The sequence below is a fragment of the Mycobacteroides saopaulense genome (assembly GCF_001456355.1).
GTDB classification, from domain to species: Bacteria; Actinomycetota; Actinomycetes; order Mycobacteriales; family Mycobacteriaceae; genus Mycobacterium; species Mycobacterium saopaulense.
The window spans coordinates 2,375,372-2,391,686 of the sequence record NZ_CP010271.1 but is presented as its reverse complement, the minus strand read 5'-3'; the positions used below and the strand labels follow the sequence as shown (position 1 = coordinate 2,391,686).

The 16,315-nt window shown below is 64.8% G+C and carries 14 protein-coding genes; 5 read left to right on the top strand and 9 right to left on the bottom strand.

Features of this window, described 5'->3' with window-relative positions:
• Positions 1–4 precede the first annotated feature (4 nt).
• Genes MYCSP_RS11920 through MYCSP_RS11905 form a run of 4 tightly spaced genes read left to right on the top strand, consistent with a single transcriptional unit; the run spans position 5 to position 4,268 of the window.
• A complete protein-coding gene (locus MYCSP_RS11920; RefSeq protein WP_207547378.1) occupies positions 5–874 on the top strand; it encodes an acyl-CoA thioesterase II in 870 nt (289 codons plus the stop codon).
• A complete protein-coding gene (locus MYCSP_RS11915; protein ID WP_083013241.1) occupies positions 871–1,056 on the top strand; it encodes a PLD nuclease N-terminal domain-containing protein in 186 nt (61 codons plus the stop codon). Before MYCSP_RS11920 ends, MYCSP_RS11915 begins: the two co-directional genes overlap by 4 nt.
• A gap of 51 nt (positions 1,057–1,107) precedes the next feature.
• Positions 1,108–2,517, top strand: a complete 1,410-nt coding sequence (locus MYCSP_RS11910) for a bifunctional lysylphosphatidylglycerol flippase/synthetase MprF (protein ID WP_088413852.1) — start codon at positions 1,108–1,110, stop codon at positions 2,515–2,517.
• A gap of 56 nt (positions 2,518–2,573) precedes the next feature.
• Positions 2,574–4,268, top strand: coding sequence for a purine-cytosine permease family protein (locus MYCSP_RS11905; RefSeq protein WP_088415587.1), 1,695 nt, complete (start codon positions 2,574–2,576; stop codon positions 4,266–4,268).
• On the opposite strand, the gene MYCSP_RS11900 is transcribed toward MYCSP_RS11905, so the two are convergent.
• The 8 genes from MYCSP_RS11900 to MYCSP_RS11865 all read right to left on the bottom strand — a co-directional run bounded on the left by MYCSP_RS11900 (position 4,265) and on the right by MYCSP_RS11865 (position 14,341).
• Positions 4,265–4,753 carry a DUF4190 domain-containing protein gene (locus tag MYCSP_RS11900; RefSeq protein WP_088413851.1) on the bottom strand — a complete coding sequence of 163 codons (489 nt, stop codon included), beginning with the start codon at positions 4,751–4,753 and terminating at the stop codon, positions 4,265–4,267. The genes MYCSP_RS11905 and MYCSP_RS11900 overlap by 4 nt on opposite strands.
• Positions 4,750–6,393, bottom strand: coding sequence for a thiol reductant ABC exporter subunit CydC (gene cydC, locus MYCSP_RS11895; RefSeq protein ID WP_088413850.1), 1,644 nt, complete (start codon positions 6,391–6,393; stop codon positions 4,750–4,752). Before cydC ends, MYCSP_RS11900 begins: the two co-directional genes overlap by 4 nt.
• Complete coding sequence (gene cydD / locus MYCSP_RS11890) at positions 6,377–8,050, bottom strand: thiol reductant ABC exporter subunit CydD (protein WP_088413849.1); 1,674 nt, start codon at positions 8,048–8,050, stop codon at positions 6,377–6,379. The genes cydC and cydD overlap by 17 nt, the downstream gene beginning before the upstream one ends.
• Positions 8,047–9,075, bottom strand: coding sequence for a cytochrome d ubiquinol oxidase subunit II (gene cydB / locus MYCSP_RS11885; RefSeq protein WP_083013246.1), 1,029 nt, complete (start codon positions 9,073–9,075; stop codon positions 8,047–8,049). Before cydB ends, cydD begins: the two co-directional genes overlap by 4 nt.
• A 31-nt stretch (positions 9,076–9,106) precedes the next feature.
• A complete protein-coding gene (locus MYCSP_RS11880) occupies positions 9,107–10,561 on the bottom strand; it encodes a cytochrome ubiquinol oxidase subunit I (protein WP_088415586.1) in 1,455 nt (484 codons plus the stop codon).
• 129 nt (positions 10,562–10,690) lie between these two features.
• Positions 10,691–12,064 carry a glutamate-1-semialdehyde 2,1-aminomutase gene (locus MYCSP_RS11875; RefSeq protein ID WP_083013247.1) on the bottom strand — a complete coding sequence of 458 codons (1,374 nt, stop codon included), beginning with the start codon at positions 12,062–12,064 and terminating at the stop codon, positions 10,691–10,693.
• Positions 12,025–13,368: an O-antigen ligase family protein gene (locus tag MYCSP_RS11870; RefSeq protein ID WP_088413848.1), complete on the bottom strand. Its 1,344-nt coding sequence runs from the start codon at positions 13,366–13,368 to the stop codon at positions 12,025–12,027. The genes MYCSP_RS11875 and MYCSP_RS11870 overlap by 40 nt, the downstream gene beginning before the upstream one ends.
• Positions 13,340–14,341, bottom strand: a complete 1,002-nt coding sequence (locus MYCSP_RS11865; protein WP_157886182.1) for a hypothetical protein — start codon at positions 14,339–14,341, stop codon at positions 13,340–13,342. Before MYCSP_RS11865 ends, MYCSP_RS11870 begins: the two co-directional genes overlap by 29 nt.
• Before the next feature lie 55 nt (positions 14,342–14,396).
• On the opposite strand from MYCSP_RS11865, the gene MYCSP_RS11860 reads away from it, so the two are divergent.
• Positions 14,397–15,206 (top strand): WecB/TagA/CpsF family glycosyltransferase, encoded by an 810-nt coding sequence (locus MYCSP_RS11860; RefSeq protein ID WP_133054104.1) that lies wholly within the window; start codon positions 14,397–14,399, stop codon positions 15,204–15,206.
• Here MYCSP_RS11860 and MYCSP_RS11855 read toward each other — a convergent pair whose 3' ends face one another.
• Positions 15,207–16,199 (bottom strand): glycosyltransferase family 4 protein, encoded by a 993-nt coding sequence (locus MYCSP_RS11855; RefSeq protein ID WP_234809079.1) that lies wholly within the window; start codon positions 16,197–16,199, stop codon positions 15,207–15,209. It abuts the gene before it with no gap.
• Between the last annotated feature and the right edge of the window lie 116 nt (positions 16,200–16,315).

Genomic DNA, 16,315 nt, shown 5'->3' with positions numbered 1-16,315 from the left:
CAGCATCAGCAACGCACCTGATTTCGCACAGCTACTCGCGCTGCTGGAGCTGAAAAACCCGGAGACCGACCTGTTCATCGGTGGTCACCCCACGGTGAACCCGCCCCGCACCTTCGGTGGCCAGCTGATGGCACAGTCCGTGGTGGCATCCGGCCGTACCGTCTCGGAGAAGCTCTCCCTGGCCGCCGTATCGACTCACTTCATCAACGGTGGCGACCCCGAGCAGGACATCGAGTTCCGGGTGCACCGGTTGCGGGACGAGCGCAGTTTCGCCAATCGCCGGGTTGACGCGGTCCAGGGCGATCTGTTGCTGTCCTCGGCGCTGGTGTCCTACCTGAAGGACTCGCCCGGGCTTGAACACGCGGTGAAGCCGCCCGCGGTGGCCGATCCGGAGACGTTGCCGTCCATCGACGAACATCTGGTCGGATACGAGGAGACCGTGCCGATGTTCGTCGCGGCGCTCAAGCCCATCGAGTGGCGGTACGACAATGACCCCGCCTGGGTGCTTAAGGCGAAAGCTGAACGGCTGGAACATAATCGAGTGTGGATGAAGACTCATTCGCCGCTGCCCGATGACCCGGTATTGCACAGTGCGGCCCTGGTCTACTCCTCCGACACCACCGTGCTGGACTCGATCATCACCACCCACGGGCTGTCCTGGGGCTATGACCGGATCTTCGCGGCGACCATCAACCACAGCGTGTGGTTTCACCGTCCGCTGCGCTTCGACGAGTGGGTGCTCTACGCCACCGAGTCGCCGGTTGCCTCGGCGGGACGCGGAATGGGCTCCGGGCGCTATTTCGATCGCGAAGGAGCGTTGCTGGCCAGTACTATCCAGGAAGGCATTATCAAATACTTCCCGGGGCGGTCATGATTCGTATTCTTTCTCTCTTGGTGCTGGTTCTCACCGTGATCACCATCGTTTCCATCATCAAGGACCCCGTGAAGCCCAACGGCGAGAAGTTGCCATGGGCCATCATCGTGCTCGTCTTTCCGATCTTCGGGCCGATTCTGTGGTTTGCCATCGGGAAAAGCGATCCCTCCGACCGCTGGTAGTTGCGGGAGTATCCTGGAGCTTTGAAGGCGAGTGCCAGGGGAGGTGGCTGGTTGTTAGAGCCGTCGGCGACTACCGCGCCTGTGCGCATTGCCGAACGCATTGCGGTGCATACTGATTCGAGGCCCGCACGTTTCGTGAGTGCCGCGACGGTGCTGTTCGTTGCCGGATGGCTGGTGTTGCTGGTCGCTCATTCGGGGTACCCGAAACAGCCCGACTTGGGCGAAATCCTGTGGCCGCTCACCATGCTGCTCTGTGTGGGGTTCATCGCGCGCGGCATCTTTTTGGGCCGTCCGGTCACCTACGGTCACGCTGCGTGGGCCGGAGTAGCAGTCCTCGTCGCATTCGGCATGCATGTCCTGCAGTTCGAGGGCGCCGGAGACACGTTGGTCGTCGCCGCAGGGCTCATCCTGATGTGGCCGACATCGGCGCCGGCGCAGCCCCAGGCGCTGGCCGAAATAGGGGCTCTGGTCGGCAAGACCAGCGACGATCCGTTGGCAGTGTTCGCGATGCACTCGCTGAGGTCCTACTACTTCAACGCCGACCGCACCGCGGCGATCGCCTATCGGACACGCGCGGGTTTCGCGGTGGTCGGTGGCGACCCGATCGGTGACGAGTCACGATTTCCAGTCCTGATCAGGGACTTCGCGGCAATGTGTCGGTCGCACGGCTGGCGCATCGCGATCCTGGGCTGCAGCGAGCGCCGCCTGCCACTGTGGAGCGATTCCCGGGTCGTGGGCCATCCGCTGCGTGCCATCGCGGTGGGCCGTGACGTCGTGATCGATGTGCAGACATTCGAGATGGTGGGCCGCAGGTATCGGAACCTGCGGCAAGCCATCCAGCGCACCCACAATGCGGGGGTCACCACCGAGATCGTCGACGAGCGGGGTCTCGGCGGCGCCCTGCGCACGGAACTTCAACAGGTGATGGAACTTTCACACGGAGGTCGGTTCGAGCGGGGATTCTCCATGATTCTCGACGGTGCGCTGCTTGGCCGCTATCCCGGTATCCGGCTCATGATCGCCCGCGACGATCGCGGTGTGGTTCAGGGATTTCATCGATACGCCACCACCGGAGGGGGTACCGATGTCTCCCTCGACGTGCCGTGGCGGCGGCCGGGTGCGCCGAACGGGATCGACGAGCGCCTCACGATCGACATGATCACGCTCGCGAAGGCCGAAGGTGCTCGCCGGTTGTCTCTGGCGTTCGCGGCCTTCCCGGAGATCTTCGCCGAGAAGGAGCGCACCCGAGTGCAGCAGGCCTGCTACTCGGCGATTCATGTGCTCGACCCGCTGATCGCGCTGGAGTCCTTGTACCGGTACCTGCGGAAATTCCACGCCCTCGGCGACCGGCGGTATGTGCTCGTGCAGATATCGACGGTGCCGCTGGTCGCCTTCGCACTCCTGAGTCTGGAATTCACCCCGCGTTTGCGGCCCAGAGCACCCGCTGGACCGGCCGCGTAACAGGACATTAACGTCGGGAAAACGCGCTCGTTTTCGACTGTGGACAAGCTGTGGGCGTGACCGACACCCTCGACACGTCTGCTCCTGCGCGCATCCCTGCCGATTCTTCCGCCCACGACGCCACCGAAAGTGCGGCACTGCGGGAGACATTGGAGGACTACACACTCCGATTCGCGCCCAGGCGTTTTCGACGGTGGAGCCCCGCGGTCGTCGGCGTCACCGCGCTCGGTGGCATCGCCTACTTGGCAGACTTCGCGATCGGCGCCAATATCGGAATCTCCTACGGCACCGGAAATGCGTTGTGGGGGATAGCGGTATTCGCGGTCATCATCGTCCTCACCGGAATCCCGGTGTCGTACTACGCGGCCCGATACAACATCGACTTGGACTTGATCACGCGCGGCAGCGGATTCGGGTACTACGGCAGCATCGTCACGAACATCATCTACGCGACCTTCACGTTCATATTCTTCGCACTCGAGGGCTCGATCATGGCCCAGGGGCTCAAACTCGGTCTTGGCGTTCCCCTTCCCGTGGGGTACGCGGTGTCCACCATCATCATCATTCCGCTGGTCATCTACGGCATGAAGGCGCTGTCGGTGCTTCAGGTGTGGACCACTCCGCTCTGGCTGGTCATGATGGTCATCCCGTTCGTCTATCTCGTTGTGCGCCATCCCGATTCGGTCGGAACGTTCTTCGCCTACGGGGGTAAGGACGCCCAGGGGGTCAACCTGGGATCGATCATGCTCGCCGCGGGCGTGTGTCTGTCGCTCATCGCGCAGATCGCCGAGCAGATCGACTACCTGCGGTTCATGCCACCCAAAACCCCGGAGAACAGCCGCCGCTGGTGGACCGCCATGCTGTTGGCGGGGCCGGGCTGGGTGCTGTTCGGAGCGATCAAGCAGGTGATCGGGCTCTTTCTCGCGGTCTACCTCATTGCCAATGTTGTGGACGGCGCCGCGGTGGCCAATCAGCCGGTGCATCAGTTCCTGGAGATCTACCAGAACATGATGCCGCACTGGCTGGCAATCAGCCTGGCGGTCATTCTGGTGGTGATCAGCCAGATCAAGATCAATGTCACGAATGCCTATTCGGGATCGTTGGCATGGACCAACTCCTTCACACGCATCACCAAGCACTACCCGGGCCGTTTGATCTTCGTGCTGTTCAACCTGCTGATCGCGCTGGTGCTGATGGAAGCGAACATGTTCGACTTTCTCAACACCATCCTGGGGTTCTACGCCAACTGCGGTATGGCATGGGTGGTCACCGTGGCGACCGATATCGCGGTCAACAAGTACCTGCTCAAGCTGTCGCCCAAGGAGCCGGAATTCCGGCGGGGCATGCTCTACAACGTCAACCCCGTCGGTTTCGTGTCGATGCTGCTCTCGGCCGGTATCTCGATACTGGTGTTCTTCGGGGTTTTCGGTGAGGCGATCCGCCCCTACTCGCCGATCGTGGCTGTCGTCATTGCCTTCGTGCTACCCCCGATCCTGGCGGTGGCTACCCGCGGCAAGTTCTACCTGCGGCGCACCGATGACGGCATCGATCTGCCGATGTATGACGAGTACGGCAACCCGTCGGGTGAGCTGTTGCAGTGTGTGGTCAGCGGCATCGAGTTCGAGCGCCCCGACATGCTCGCCTCGGCCAAGCCCGGTCCGGGCGGCGAGAAGCAGTACATCTCGTCGCTCAGCCTGGCAACGGACCGCGCCGGCGAGCATGTGCTGCCCGCCGATCCACCGAAGCGCTAGGGGGTCTGGGTCGGGGTGCCGGCCTTTTCGTTCATCCGCTTTTCGAAGTCGTTCTGACATTGGGTGGCCTTGGCCTGATCACCCTTGACGTCGGACATGCAGGTGATGAAATCGCTCAAACCGGCCGACTTCATGAAGACCAGTGTGAACACGAGAATCAGGGTCGACAGCAACACCGCCAGGGCGCCCAGAGCGATACCGCCGATCGCCACGCCGCGATTGTCGGCCTCCGATCGCTTGACCCGCAGCAGACCGACGACGCCGAGGACCACCGCCACGAGGCCGCCGAGAAATCCGCCAAACACTGTGCACGACAGCAAAATGGCGATGATGCCGACTACCAGCGCACTCACACCGACGCCGTTCTTCGGGGCCGGCGGCGGAACCGGCATACCGGGGGCGCCGTAGGCGTACGGATAAGGGTACGGGGGCGGGTAACCGCCCGGAGGCTGGTATGGCGGGGGCGGAGGTGGCGTTTCCGTCATACCTGCACTGTATCGCCGAGTGGGATGCGAAAGCAGGTCACCGAATCTGGCAGATGGTGCGTAGCCACCACCACGGTTCGCCCCGGCAGCAACGAGCTCCCGGTATCCAACAGATCTCGCAAGATCGTTTCGGCGGCGTGGCCGTCCAGGTGTTCGGTGGGTTCGTCCAACAACAGCACCGGCACCTCCGACAGCAGTGCCCGGGCGAGCAGCAGCCGCCTTCGCTGCCCGCCCGACACCGAAGCGGAACCGGCGGTCAACACCGTGTCCAGGCCCTGCGGCAGCGTCTCGATCCAGGAGCCAAGGCCGACTGCCGACAGCGCGTCCGCGAGGTCACCATCGGGGGCATCGCCCCGGGCGACAAGCAGATTGTCGCGCACCGTGGTGGCGAACAGATGCGCATCCTCGGCGAAGTACCTGACGAGTCCCGGCCGCTCGGTGCCCACCACCTCATCCGCATCGACTCGGATGGTCCCCGATATGGGCGGCGCAAGCCCGGCAAGTGTTGTCAGCAGCGACGTCTTGCCGATACCGCTGGCACCGGTGATCGCCATCCGGGCACCGGCAGGCAACCGGAACGAGAGCGGGCCCGATGTCGAATCACCGGTGCGCCAGCATAGTTCGGTGCATTCGAGCGAAACCCCGGACTGCGCGTGGTCAGGCTTGACGTCGGCGGGCAAGGCTGTGTCCGCGCCCGACCCGACCAGCTCCTGCAGATGCCGTGCCGAAGCTCGTGAGCGAGCGATACCGATCGCCGCGGCAGGCAGCGCGGTGGAGGCCTCAAAGGCCGCCAGCGGTAACAGCACCAAGATGGCCAGGGTGGTAGGAGCGATATGTCCTGCCAGTTCCACAGCCGTCGCCAAGGCCCCGACCACCGCGGCCCCGACGGCAAGAGTGGGCGCTGCTGCCGACCAGGCGGCCGGGGCTGCCGCCGCGTCTTGAGCCAGCGCCCAGTCCCTGCGACGCCGGCGAGCCAGCTCCAGCCGATCCGGCAGCAGGCCGCCCACCCGGAGTTCGGGCGCGTGGTCGAGTATCTCTACCGCCGTCTCCGATTGCAGTGCACGTGTTCTCGCGCCGCGTGTCTCGCGGGTCGAGGACGCCCTCGCCGCCAACGCGGGCGCGAGCACATCGGCGATCAGCAGTGTGCCCGCCAACATCGCGGCGGCGGGTAACGAGATCATGGCGATGGTGATCGTGGCAGCGATTCCGAGAGCGGCGGCCACCGCAGCGGGAATGACGCTGCGCACCACGGTGTCTGCCAGCTCATCGATGTCCGTGCCGATGCGATCGAGCACGGCACCCTTGCGCAGTGCCCCGGCCGAGCCCCCGATCAGTCGCCGGAAGACATGCACGCGGACGGTGGCCGCGCCACGCAGCGCGATGTCGTGACTTGCGAGGCGTTCGCAGTAGCGCCAGATGCCTCGCGAAATACCCAGCGCGCGAACCGCAACGACGGCCACCGACAGGTCGAGAACGGGCGGCATCTGCCACGCCCGGGTAATCAACCATGCCGACAAACCGGCCAGCGCCAGTGCACTGCCGAGCGCCAGCACACCGAATGTCACGGCCAGGGCCAGTCGTGCCGGCCGCACCCGCAGCGCGATCAGCCAATGCCGCAATGGATCAGAGGTGCGCAGCATGTCTTGCCTGCACGGTGAAGATTTCGTCCGCAGCCGCCAGGACCGGAGCCCGGTGACCCACCAGTACCACGGTGGCTCCGCGGCGCGCCCGGGTCACCAGCGCGGCCAGCACGGCGGCTTCGGTGTCGCCATCGAGGTGTGCCGTGGGCTCGTCCAGCAGCAGGATCGGCCGATTGGTGGCCAGCACGCGTGTCAGGCACAGTCTCTGACGTTCACCCAGCGACAGCCCGCTGCCGCCAGTATCGAGGCGGGTATCGAGTCCGTCTCGGAGCGCCGCCAGCGTGGTGCCGAACTGGCTCTCGGCGAGCGCGGATTCCAGCTCGTCGAGCGGTCCGAAGATCTCGAGGTTCTCGCGAATGGTTCCCGACAGCAGCACCGGGCGTTGTGGCAACCAGCCGATCATGGACCACCAGCTGTCCCGGTCGATCTGGTCCAGCGCCACCCCGTCGACGAGAACGCGACCTACAGTGGGCGTGGTGAGGCCGGTGATCGCGTGCAGGGCCGTCGACTTGCCGGCGCCGTTGTGGCCGGTGAGCACGGTGACCGCACCGGGCCGGATGTCTGCGGTCAACTCCCACGGCGCATAGCCACTTCGGTCCGCGGCGCTCATCGCGTCCAACTGGATGATCGGGTGCCGGCGGGGTGCCTTCGTTCCCTGGCCGGCGGGCGGAGTCGGGGCAGAGCGGAGAGTGTCGAGAAGTTCGAAGGTCTTGTCGGCGGCTGCCTTTCCGTCGGCGGCACTGTGGAATTGGATTCCGACCCGGCGCAGCGGCCAATACACCTCGGGTGCCAAGACCAGTACCGTCAGCGCGGTGGTGAGATCGAGGTGCCCGAACACCAGCCGCATACCGATGCTCACCGCGATCAGCGCGACGCTGAGCGTCGCGATCATCTCCAACACCATGGCCGACAGAAATGCCACACGGAGGGTGGCCATCACCGAATGCCGCTGAGCGACGCCGAGTTCGGTGATGCGGCGCAGCGGAGTCCCGGTGCGCCCCAGCGCACGCAGCGTGGGAATGCCCGCGATCAAATCGAGTATCTGGCCCATGGCCGCGCTGGATGCGTCCAGCGCGGCCTGCGCGCGATCCCGGGTGAGCAGGCCGATGAGAACCATGAAAACCGGTATCAGCGGCAGCGTGATCGCGACGATGACGGCAGAACGGATGTCGGAAAAGGCGATAACCAGGGCAGCGGCGGGCGTCACGATCGCGGCGCTGAGGACGGCGGGCAGATATCCGGAGAAGTAGGGGCGAAGATCGTCCAGCCCCCGCGTCAGAACCGTAGCGGCCGAGTCGCGGCACCGTTCGAGGTCGCGTGGCTGCGCCTGCGCGATGGTGGACAGCAGTTGATCGTCGAGATCGGCGATGACACCCGTCGCACCCCGCTCGCTATAGCGGACCTGTACACCGTGAGCGCCCGCCCGAATCAGCCACAGCGCGGCCAGTACCGCCAGCGGCTGTCCCATATGCGTCATATCGCGCGTGAGCGGATCGGTGATCAGTTGGGCGAGCGCCTGCGCCAACACCATCGCGATCAGTAGCGTGCACGCCGTCATCACCAGCTCGCAGAGCACCGTCAAGATCAGATACCGGCGGGCAGGCGCACTGCGGCGCCACAGTCGCGGATCGATCGGGGCGCTGCGCGATCTCGTCATCGCACGGGCAGCCCGACCGGGTCGGGGATCTGGTCGGCAGAGATGCGCTGCCGGAAAACCCAATACGTCCAGCCTTGGTAGATCAGCACGACGGGGGCGGTGATCGCCGCGGCCCAACTCATCACCTTGAGCGTGTAGGGGCTGGACGACGCGTTGACCACCGTCAAGTTGTAGGCCGGATCAAGGCTGGAGACAATGAGATTCGGATACAGAGAGCCGAACAGCAGCACGACGACAGCCACCACGGTCAGGCACGTGCACGCGAAAGCCCAACCGTCCCGGGAGATGCGCGAGGCAGCGGCGGCACCCACCAGCGACACCGCGGCGATCACGAGTGCGATCCAGGTCCAACTCTTGCCGTAGGCGAGCTGTGTCCACAATCCATATCCACCGGCGGCGGAGATCACCGGGATTGCAAGCTTGCGCGCCACCGTGACGGCATCGTCGCGCACCACACCCGCGGTCTTCAGGGAGATGAACAAGGCACCGTGAAAGGCGAAGAGCCCGACGAAGACCAAACCTCCGAGCAGAACATATGGCCTGAGCACGTCTCCGACGGTGAGGGTGAGCTGTTTGGCGTTGTCCACCGGCAGCCCGGCGAGCAGCGACGAAAATGCCACACCCCACAGCAGTGCGGGTACCCAGGATCCGATGGCTATTCCCAGGTCGCAGCGGGCACGCCAGCGTGGGTCGTCGATCTTCCCGCGCCACTCGATGGCCACGATTCGCACGATCATCGCCACGAGAATGAGCAGCAGCGGAATGTACAAACCGGAGAACACCGTTGCGTACCAGTGCGGGAACGCCGCGAACATCGCGCCGCCCGCGGTGATGAGCCAGACCTCGTTGCCGTCCCACACCGGCCCGATGGTGTTCAGGACGGCGCGTCGCCGCCGGTCGTCACCTCGGCCGAGCGGATGCATGAGCATGCCGACACCGAAGTCGAAGCCTTCCAGCACCAGGAAGCCGAGGAACAGCACCGCCACGACGATGAACCAGAACTGCTGCAAGGTTGTCGGATTCATGCTGGGAACCTCACTTAGGTGACTGGTCGGATCAGTATGCGAAGGACAGCGGTTTGGGACTGTCGTCATCGCTGACCGCGGGCGCGGGTTCGGTGTCGTGCTCGAGCGGCCCTTCGATCGTGTAGCGGCGGATGAGCCAGAACCACACCAGGCCCAGCGCGCCGTAGAGCAAGGTGAAGGTGATGAGGGAGAGCCACACGGTCGCCGCGGAATGGTGCGACACGGCCATGTCCACGGTGAGCCGAATCTGCTCCACACCCGTCGGATTGGGAGCGACCACCCAAGGTTGTCGGCCCATCTCGGTGAACACCCACCCAGCGCTGTTCGCCAGGAAGGGCGTGGGGATGGCCAGGATGGAGAGCCAGCCGAACCAGCGCTGACTGGGGATCCGTCCCCGGCGGGTGACCCACAGGCCGGCCAACGCCAACAGCGCAGAACCTGCGGCCAGCCCGATCATGGCGCGGAAGGACCAGTAGGTGACGAAGAGATTGGGCCGATAGTTACGGGGACCGAACTTTTGCTCGTATTCCTTCTGAAGGTCCTCCACACCCTTGAGGGTGACGTCGGTGAACTTGCCTTCAGCCAGGAACGGCAGAACATACGGTACGGAAATGGCGTGCGCCACGCTCGAACAGTTGTTGTGGGTTCCCACCGTCAGCACCGAGAATTTCGGATCCTTCTCGGTGTAGCAGAGGGATTCGGCCGAGGCCATCTTCATGGGCTGCTGCTGAAACATCAGCTTGCCCTGGACATCCCCGGTGGCTGCCAGTGCGACCCCGGACAAGATCATCACCGCGCACGCGCCGATGGCCGCCGGGCGGTACATCGTGCGGGCATCCTCCAGCGTCCCCAGCTTGTGCGAGCGCACCATCCACCAGCCGCAGATACCTGCGACGAATGTCCCTGCCGTGAGCAAGGATCCGGCGACGGTGTGTGGGAAGGCTGCCAATGCCGTGTTGTTGGTGAGGAGCTCGGTGATACTTGTCAGCTCGGCCCGGCCGGTCTGCGGGTTGTACACGGCACCGACCGGATGCTGCATGAACGAGTTGGCGGCGATGATGAAGAAGGCGGAGGCGTTGACGCCGATCGCCACCATCCAGATACATGCCAGATGTACCACTTTGGGCAGACGACTCCAGCCGAATATCCAGAGGCCGAGGAAGGTTGACTCCAGGAAGAACGCGACGAGGCCTTCCAGCGCCAGGGGAGCACCGAAGACGTCGCCGACGAATCGTGAGTATTCGCTCCAGTTCATCCCGAACTGGAATTCCTGCACGATGCCGGTGGCCACTCCCAACGCGAAGTTGATGAGGAAGAGCTTGCCGAAGAACCGGGTCAGCCGGTACCAGGCGTTGTTGCCGGTGACGACCCACACGGTCTGCATGATGGCAAGGAGAGGGGCGAGCCCAATGGTCAACGGCACCAGGATGAAGTGGTACACGGTGGTGATGCCGAATTGCCATCGGGATACATCCAGGGCGTTCATCGCCACCTCCTACGACGCAGCGTAGTAGTAGTTGCAATCGAAGATCAACGCGATACGGGCCACATTTACTAATACGCCAACCAGACGAACGTGGGGCGGTAAACGCGTGAAGCCACAGGGGAGGCAGTGTCAGGGAAGCCGGCGCGGCGCAGCGAGTGCGCGCAATGCCGGCGCGACCGGCGGTCCCAGCAGGAATCCATCGGTGCTGCCGGCTTCAAGGGCGCGTCGATACACCTCGGCGGCTCCCCGCAACGCGTCGACGGTCAACTCGATATCGGTCGGTGAGTGTGCGGCGGAGATCACGAAAGACTGCCCCAGTACGCCACGACACAGCAGCTCCTGGAGCAGCAGGGCGCGGTAGGCCTGCGAGGGCTGCCCGTCAGGACCGAGGCTGGTGAAGGTGAGGCAGGACGGTCGGCCGATCGTCCGGATATGTTCGCCCACACCGAGTTCCGCGGTGACTTCCGCTATACCCGCAGCGAGGTTGCGGCCCGCGGCGTCCATCGCGCGTACCGGGGCGTCGTCGTGGTATGACCGCACCACCGCGCGAAACGCGGCCAGCCCCACCGTCTCCGGTCCATTCGTGGTGGACAACAGGAAGGTCCGCGGATCGTCGGTGCGCAGGCCGCCGCGCTCCATGTAGTCGCGCTTGCCCGCGAGCGCCGCGATCGCAAATCCGTTGCCCATCGCCTTGCCCCAGCAGGACAGGTCGGGGGTCACCGCGTACACCGCCTGAGCACCCGCGCGGGACCATCGGAACCCGGTGATGATCTCGTCGAAAATCAGCAGTGCACCGCGTTCGGTGCACAGCCCCCTGGTGGACTCCAGGAATCCAGGATCAGGCTCGGCCGCCGCGCTTGCCGCCTCCAAGATGACGCAGGCGATCTCGCCCGGGTACTGGTCGAAAAGCGCTGTCAGGGATGAGAGGTCGTTGTAGTTGAATCTGACCACATCGTCCGTCGCGGCCTTCGGGATGCCCGCATTCATCTCGGTGGTACCGATAAACCAGTCATCGGTGGAGAAGAAGGGTTGCCGACATGCGGCCACCATCGTGCGTCCCGTGACGGCGCGTGCCAGGCGAATGGCCGCAGTGGTGACGTCGGAACCGTTTTTGGCGAACTTGACCATCTCTGCAGTCGGCACAGTGCGTAGAAAGTCCTCGGCCGCTTCGGCCTCGTTCACCGTGGGTCGGCTGAAACTTACTCCCCGGCTCAGTGTTTCGCGAACAGCATCGACGACCGGGCCGTACGCATGGCCCAGGGTGATGGCCCGCAGCCCCATGCCGTACTCGACATAGGAGTTGCCGTCGACGTCCCACACTCGTGCACCCGATCCATGGGTCAGCACGGGCGCCATGCCGAGTGGGTACTGATCGGCGCCGCGCGCGTAGGTGTGCGCGCCCCCAGGCACCGCGTGGTGGAGCCGCGCCTGCCATGCGTTCGACTGATCGAAGCCCCTGTGCGTCACGTCCGTACTTCCTTGTCGGGACTGACCAGCGCCCATGCGGCGCCGGCCAGCACGATGAGCAGCCACCGAACCATCGAAACCTGCTGGAAAGCAGATACATCCAGTACCGTGCTGACCACGGTGAGCGCAACGAGCGCACCGAGCACACCGTTGATCAACTCGGTGGTGGCGGTGTCCTCACAGTGGTTGCGTGCCTTGGCCGCGTAGGCGATTGCCGTGATCATCAGGATGATCAGTGTCAGCAGGCCCAGGATGCCGCCTTCGATGAGCCGGCTGAGGTACTCGTTGTCCAGTACGGGCTGCTCGGGTCCCAGGGGGTACGTGAATGATCCCTGTCCCAACCAGAAATGCTCGGTCCAATGAGACATCACGTAGTCGATCCCGCGGGCACGCGATTGCAATGAGGGATCGTCGGCGCTGCCCATGAAGGTGCTGATGATCGCCTCGAAGACGCCAAGCCCACTGACGGCGGCGAGTGCAGCGGCACCCAGTCCGGCGCATATCAGCCCGGCCAGGCGACGCACCGGCCAGCGCCAGGACATCACGAGGACAGCGGCCGCCAATCCGATGAACGCCGATCGCGAGACCGTCACCACAGAGCCGGCAATCACCACGGCGGTCAGTACGGCCCACGGCCACGCCTTCCGGCCTGCGGCCTTGGCGCTGTACACCAGCGCCAAGCCCACCGGTGCGATGGCGGTCAGCACGGCACTCAATTCGAGGGCATGTCCGGCGGCGCCCTGCGCGCGGACGACACCTTCACGGACGATCCCGTACGCCACACCGGAATCCCGAAACTTCATGACGCCGGGAATCCGGATCATTGCGGCCAGATCGAATCCCGTCGCGAACTGGATCAACGCAAACGCCGCGGTGACCGAGCCACCGATGAGCAGAGCCTTGAGCAGGATCTCGATGATGCGTGCCGAACTCTCGGGATTGGCGGCGAACAGAAAGACGAACCCGATGAGTGCGATCACCGTGACGGCGAAGGCGGCGACGCCCTGTCCGGCCTGGATCAGGGCGACATGCGGCAGGATGCGCGTCACGGCCACATTGAAGGACGCCACCGTCATCAGCAGGGATGCCAGGACCGCGATGGTCAGCCCCCGTGCGCCTAGGGCGAGGCTGCGGCCGGACACCATCCAGTAGATGCCCAGCGCTCCGACGAGAACCAACGCGACCTGGGCGGGACTCAACCCTTTCAACGCGTATACCGCGTAGACCTGGCGAGTGCCCAGCAGCACGATCAATGCCAGTGCCGTGAATTTTGCGGTGTGCAACCCGCGGTCGGCCACCGCGGCGGGAGCACTACCGGTCTGCGGAAGGCTTGTCGTCACGCCAGTTACGGAAATCGGTCAGTCGGGGTGGAGTCCAGTTCAGCACCGCCTGGGCCAACGCCTCGTCATCGATCTCGACGTTGTCCAGGTCGTCATCGATGATCATGGGCACCGACGTGTTTGCCATAACTTGCCCGTTGTCACTGGCAGCCGATGGTTCGGTCTCCTCGGCCGGCTCGGAGACGGGCATTGAGGTGCCCTCGGAGGGGGTGGTCACGGTCTTCGCCCGCGCCTTCTTCTTGGTTGGCCTATCAGTAGACTTTTCTTTGCGGCGACGTTCCGTCAGGGCGTCGTATACCAAGAGCACGATGATTCCCGCCAGCAGTGCCGCGACCGCCATGGAGCCCGCGGACTTCATGCCGCTGCTGGACATGACGACGGGTGCCGTGGGCTCCTGCAGGACGGTCAGACTGGCCCAGTTCTCCGGGGATACCGAGGCGCCGACCTGCAGCTTCACCAGATTGTCGCGTGCGACGTCCAACAGCGCCGCAGCGCCCGCCTGGCAATCGGACGTGGCGCCGCACAGCACCAGAATCGATATTTGCGGCGACGGCTGCTGATTACTGGGCCCCAGGTCGATGGTGTTGGTGACCTTGTAGTCCACTCCGGGCGCGGCTGCAGCGACGGCTGCCTGCGCGGGCTGACTGGACATCGCGGTAGCGAGGATTCCCGCAAGCTGGGCCTTTTCCGGCGACAGGTTCAGCATGGGGTTGGCGCCGAGCGTGTCGCCGGTCGAGGAATAGGTGGGGGGCGGGATCACGACGGCCGACGCGGTCGACGCCCGAACGGTCACGCCGGTGGTGTATCCGTACGCGCCGGCGCCGCATACCAGGATCGCTACCAGGAATAACGCGCCTCGCCGGCTCAAGATCCGCTTGACCAGGTCGTTGACGTTCACGGCCGCTCCGACTCTCGCTATCGTCCGGACTATCCGCAGCAGGCGCGCCGTCCCATAACCAGCGTTATTGGTCACGAGCATAACCCACACTTGCCCGCCCTATGGAATCAACCGGGCTAGGCTGTCCGCCGTGTCGACAGAAGCGCTGGGACCGCCAGTTCGAGTGATGATCTCGCAGGTGGCGGTGGATCTTTGCTCAGTGTCCGATGTGCTCGCCGCGGTCGGTCGGCGCGCGTCGGTGCGCGATGGGCCACCGCTTGTCGCCGGCTCGGTGAATCTGGACCATCTGCATCACTTCGGTGCGGGTCGTGCGAACCCCGATTGCGCGGCAACGGAACCTCGGCTGAACTGGTTGATGCTTGCCGACGGCGCCCCGATCGTGGCGCGTGCCCGCCTCAAGACGCGCCGGCACTGGCCCCGGATCACGGGCGCCGATCTGTTGCCTCTCCTGCTCGAGCAGGCCATGCGGATGGGGCACCGGGTCGGCTTTCTGGGTGGGCTGCCGCAGACCCATGACCAGCTGCGTGCGGTGATCCACGAGCGCTATCCGGGTCTGGAGATCGCCGGTTTTTGGGGGCCGGATCGATCCGAGCTCACCGATCCTGGGCGCAGCGACGTTCTGGCGCGTGACATCGCGGCGGCGAGCCCGCACATGCTGGTGGTTGGACTGGGAAAACCTTTGCAGGAGTTGTGGATTGCACGCCACGGTATAGATACCGGAGCGGCCGTCCTGTTGGCCTTCGGTGCGTCGGCAGACTTTCTGGCTGGTGCTGCCGTGCGGGCACCGGAGTGGATGCAGCGCTGCGGGCTGGAATGGTCCTATCGCTTGGGGCGTGAACCTCGGCGCATGGCGCGACGCTATCTGGTGCAGGGGCCCGCGTCTGTGGTGCGCTTGCGGAAGGCCACGATCGAGTCCCCGCAATCTGGACACGCGACGTAGCTAAACCCCATGCATAATGCTCGCGAAATGCTCAGCCATTCGTTCGGAGCTGAACTCCGCCCGCACTCGCTGCGCCCCCGCCTGCCCGAGGGCCTTGGCCCGCTCGGGGTCGCGCGCCAGGTCGGCAAGCGCACGGGCAAACGCGTCGGGATCCCCGGGAGGCACCAACAGTCCATCTACATCGTGGCGGACGTAATGGGATATGCCCGGGTTGTCGGTCATCACCACGGGCCGCCCACTGGCCATGGCTTCGAGTGCCACCGTGAGCCCAGAACCAGTGACCACGTTGGGGCGCACCGCAATCGCCACGACAGTGGATCGGCGGTACAGGTCGCGCATGCGCCCGTAGAGACGCGCGGTGTGCAACCTGACCAGTCCGGGCGGCGCGCTGATCGGCAATGCCGTGGCCAGTTCGAGGGTGAGGCCGGGGCAGCGTTCGCGGGCCGTCAGCACCGACTGGACAAGAAGGGCGTGATCTCGGTGAACGTCTTCACCCGCACTCACCACCAGAGGAGTGTGGGCGCCATCCCACTGTTGTATCCGGTAGAAATCGGTATCGATGCCCACCGGCGCGAAATACAGGCGCGCATCCTCGACACCCCATGCCCGGGCGAGCAGTTCGACCTGGGGAGGGGACTGCGAGAACACCGCTGCACTGCGCGCCAATGCGTGACGCACGAGTCGGCGATGAACCGGTGGAGAATCCGCGGGTTGAGTAAGCCAGCCCACTCCGGTGACCACCGGCGGACCCATGCCGAGGGCGCTGGCAACCGCAGCGGGCACGCCGGTACGTTCGTCGTAGCAGAACACGACATCGCTCGTGCGCCTGGCCGTCCGGTCGGCGACGGTCTCCAAGATCTCCAGATCGCCGGTGCGGTAGCGGATTTGACCAGCTATTCGCTCCATGCGTCGGCCGAACGAGAACTCGCCGAAGGTGGGCGCCACCCCGTAGTTGGACAGCCGATGCAGTCCGTACGGCGCCCGGTCGGGCACCTGATCGGCACTGTGGCGAGCTTTCCATTGCGAAGCCGAAACGCCATGCGGCAAAGCCACATACGCGCGCACTTGTTGATTCGGTTGCATTGTTCCCATCCCGTACCGGCGCAAGG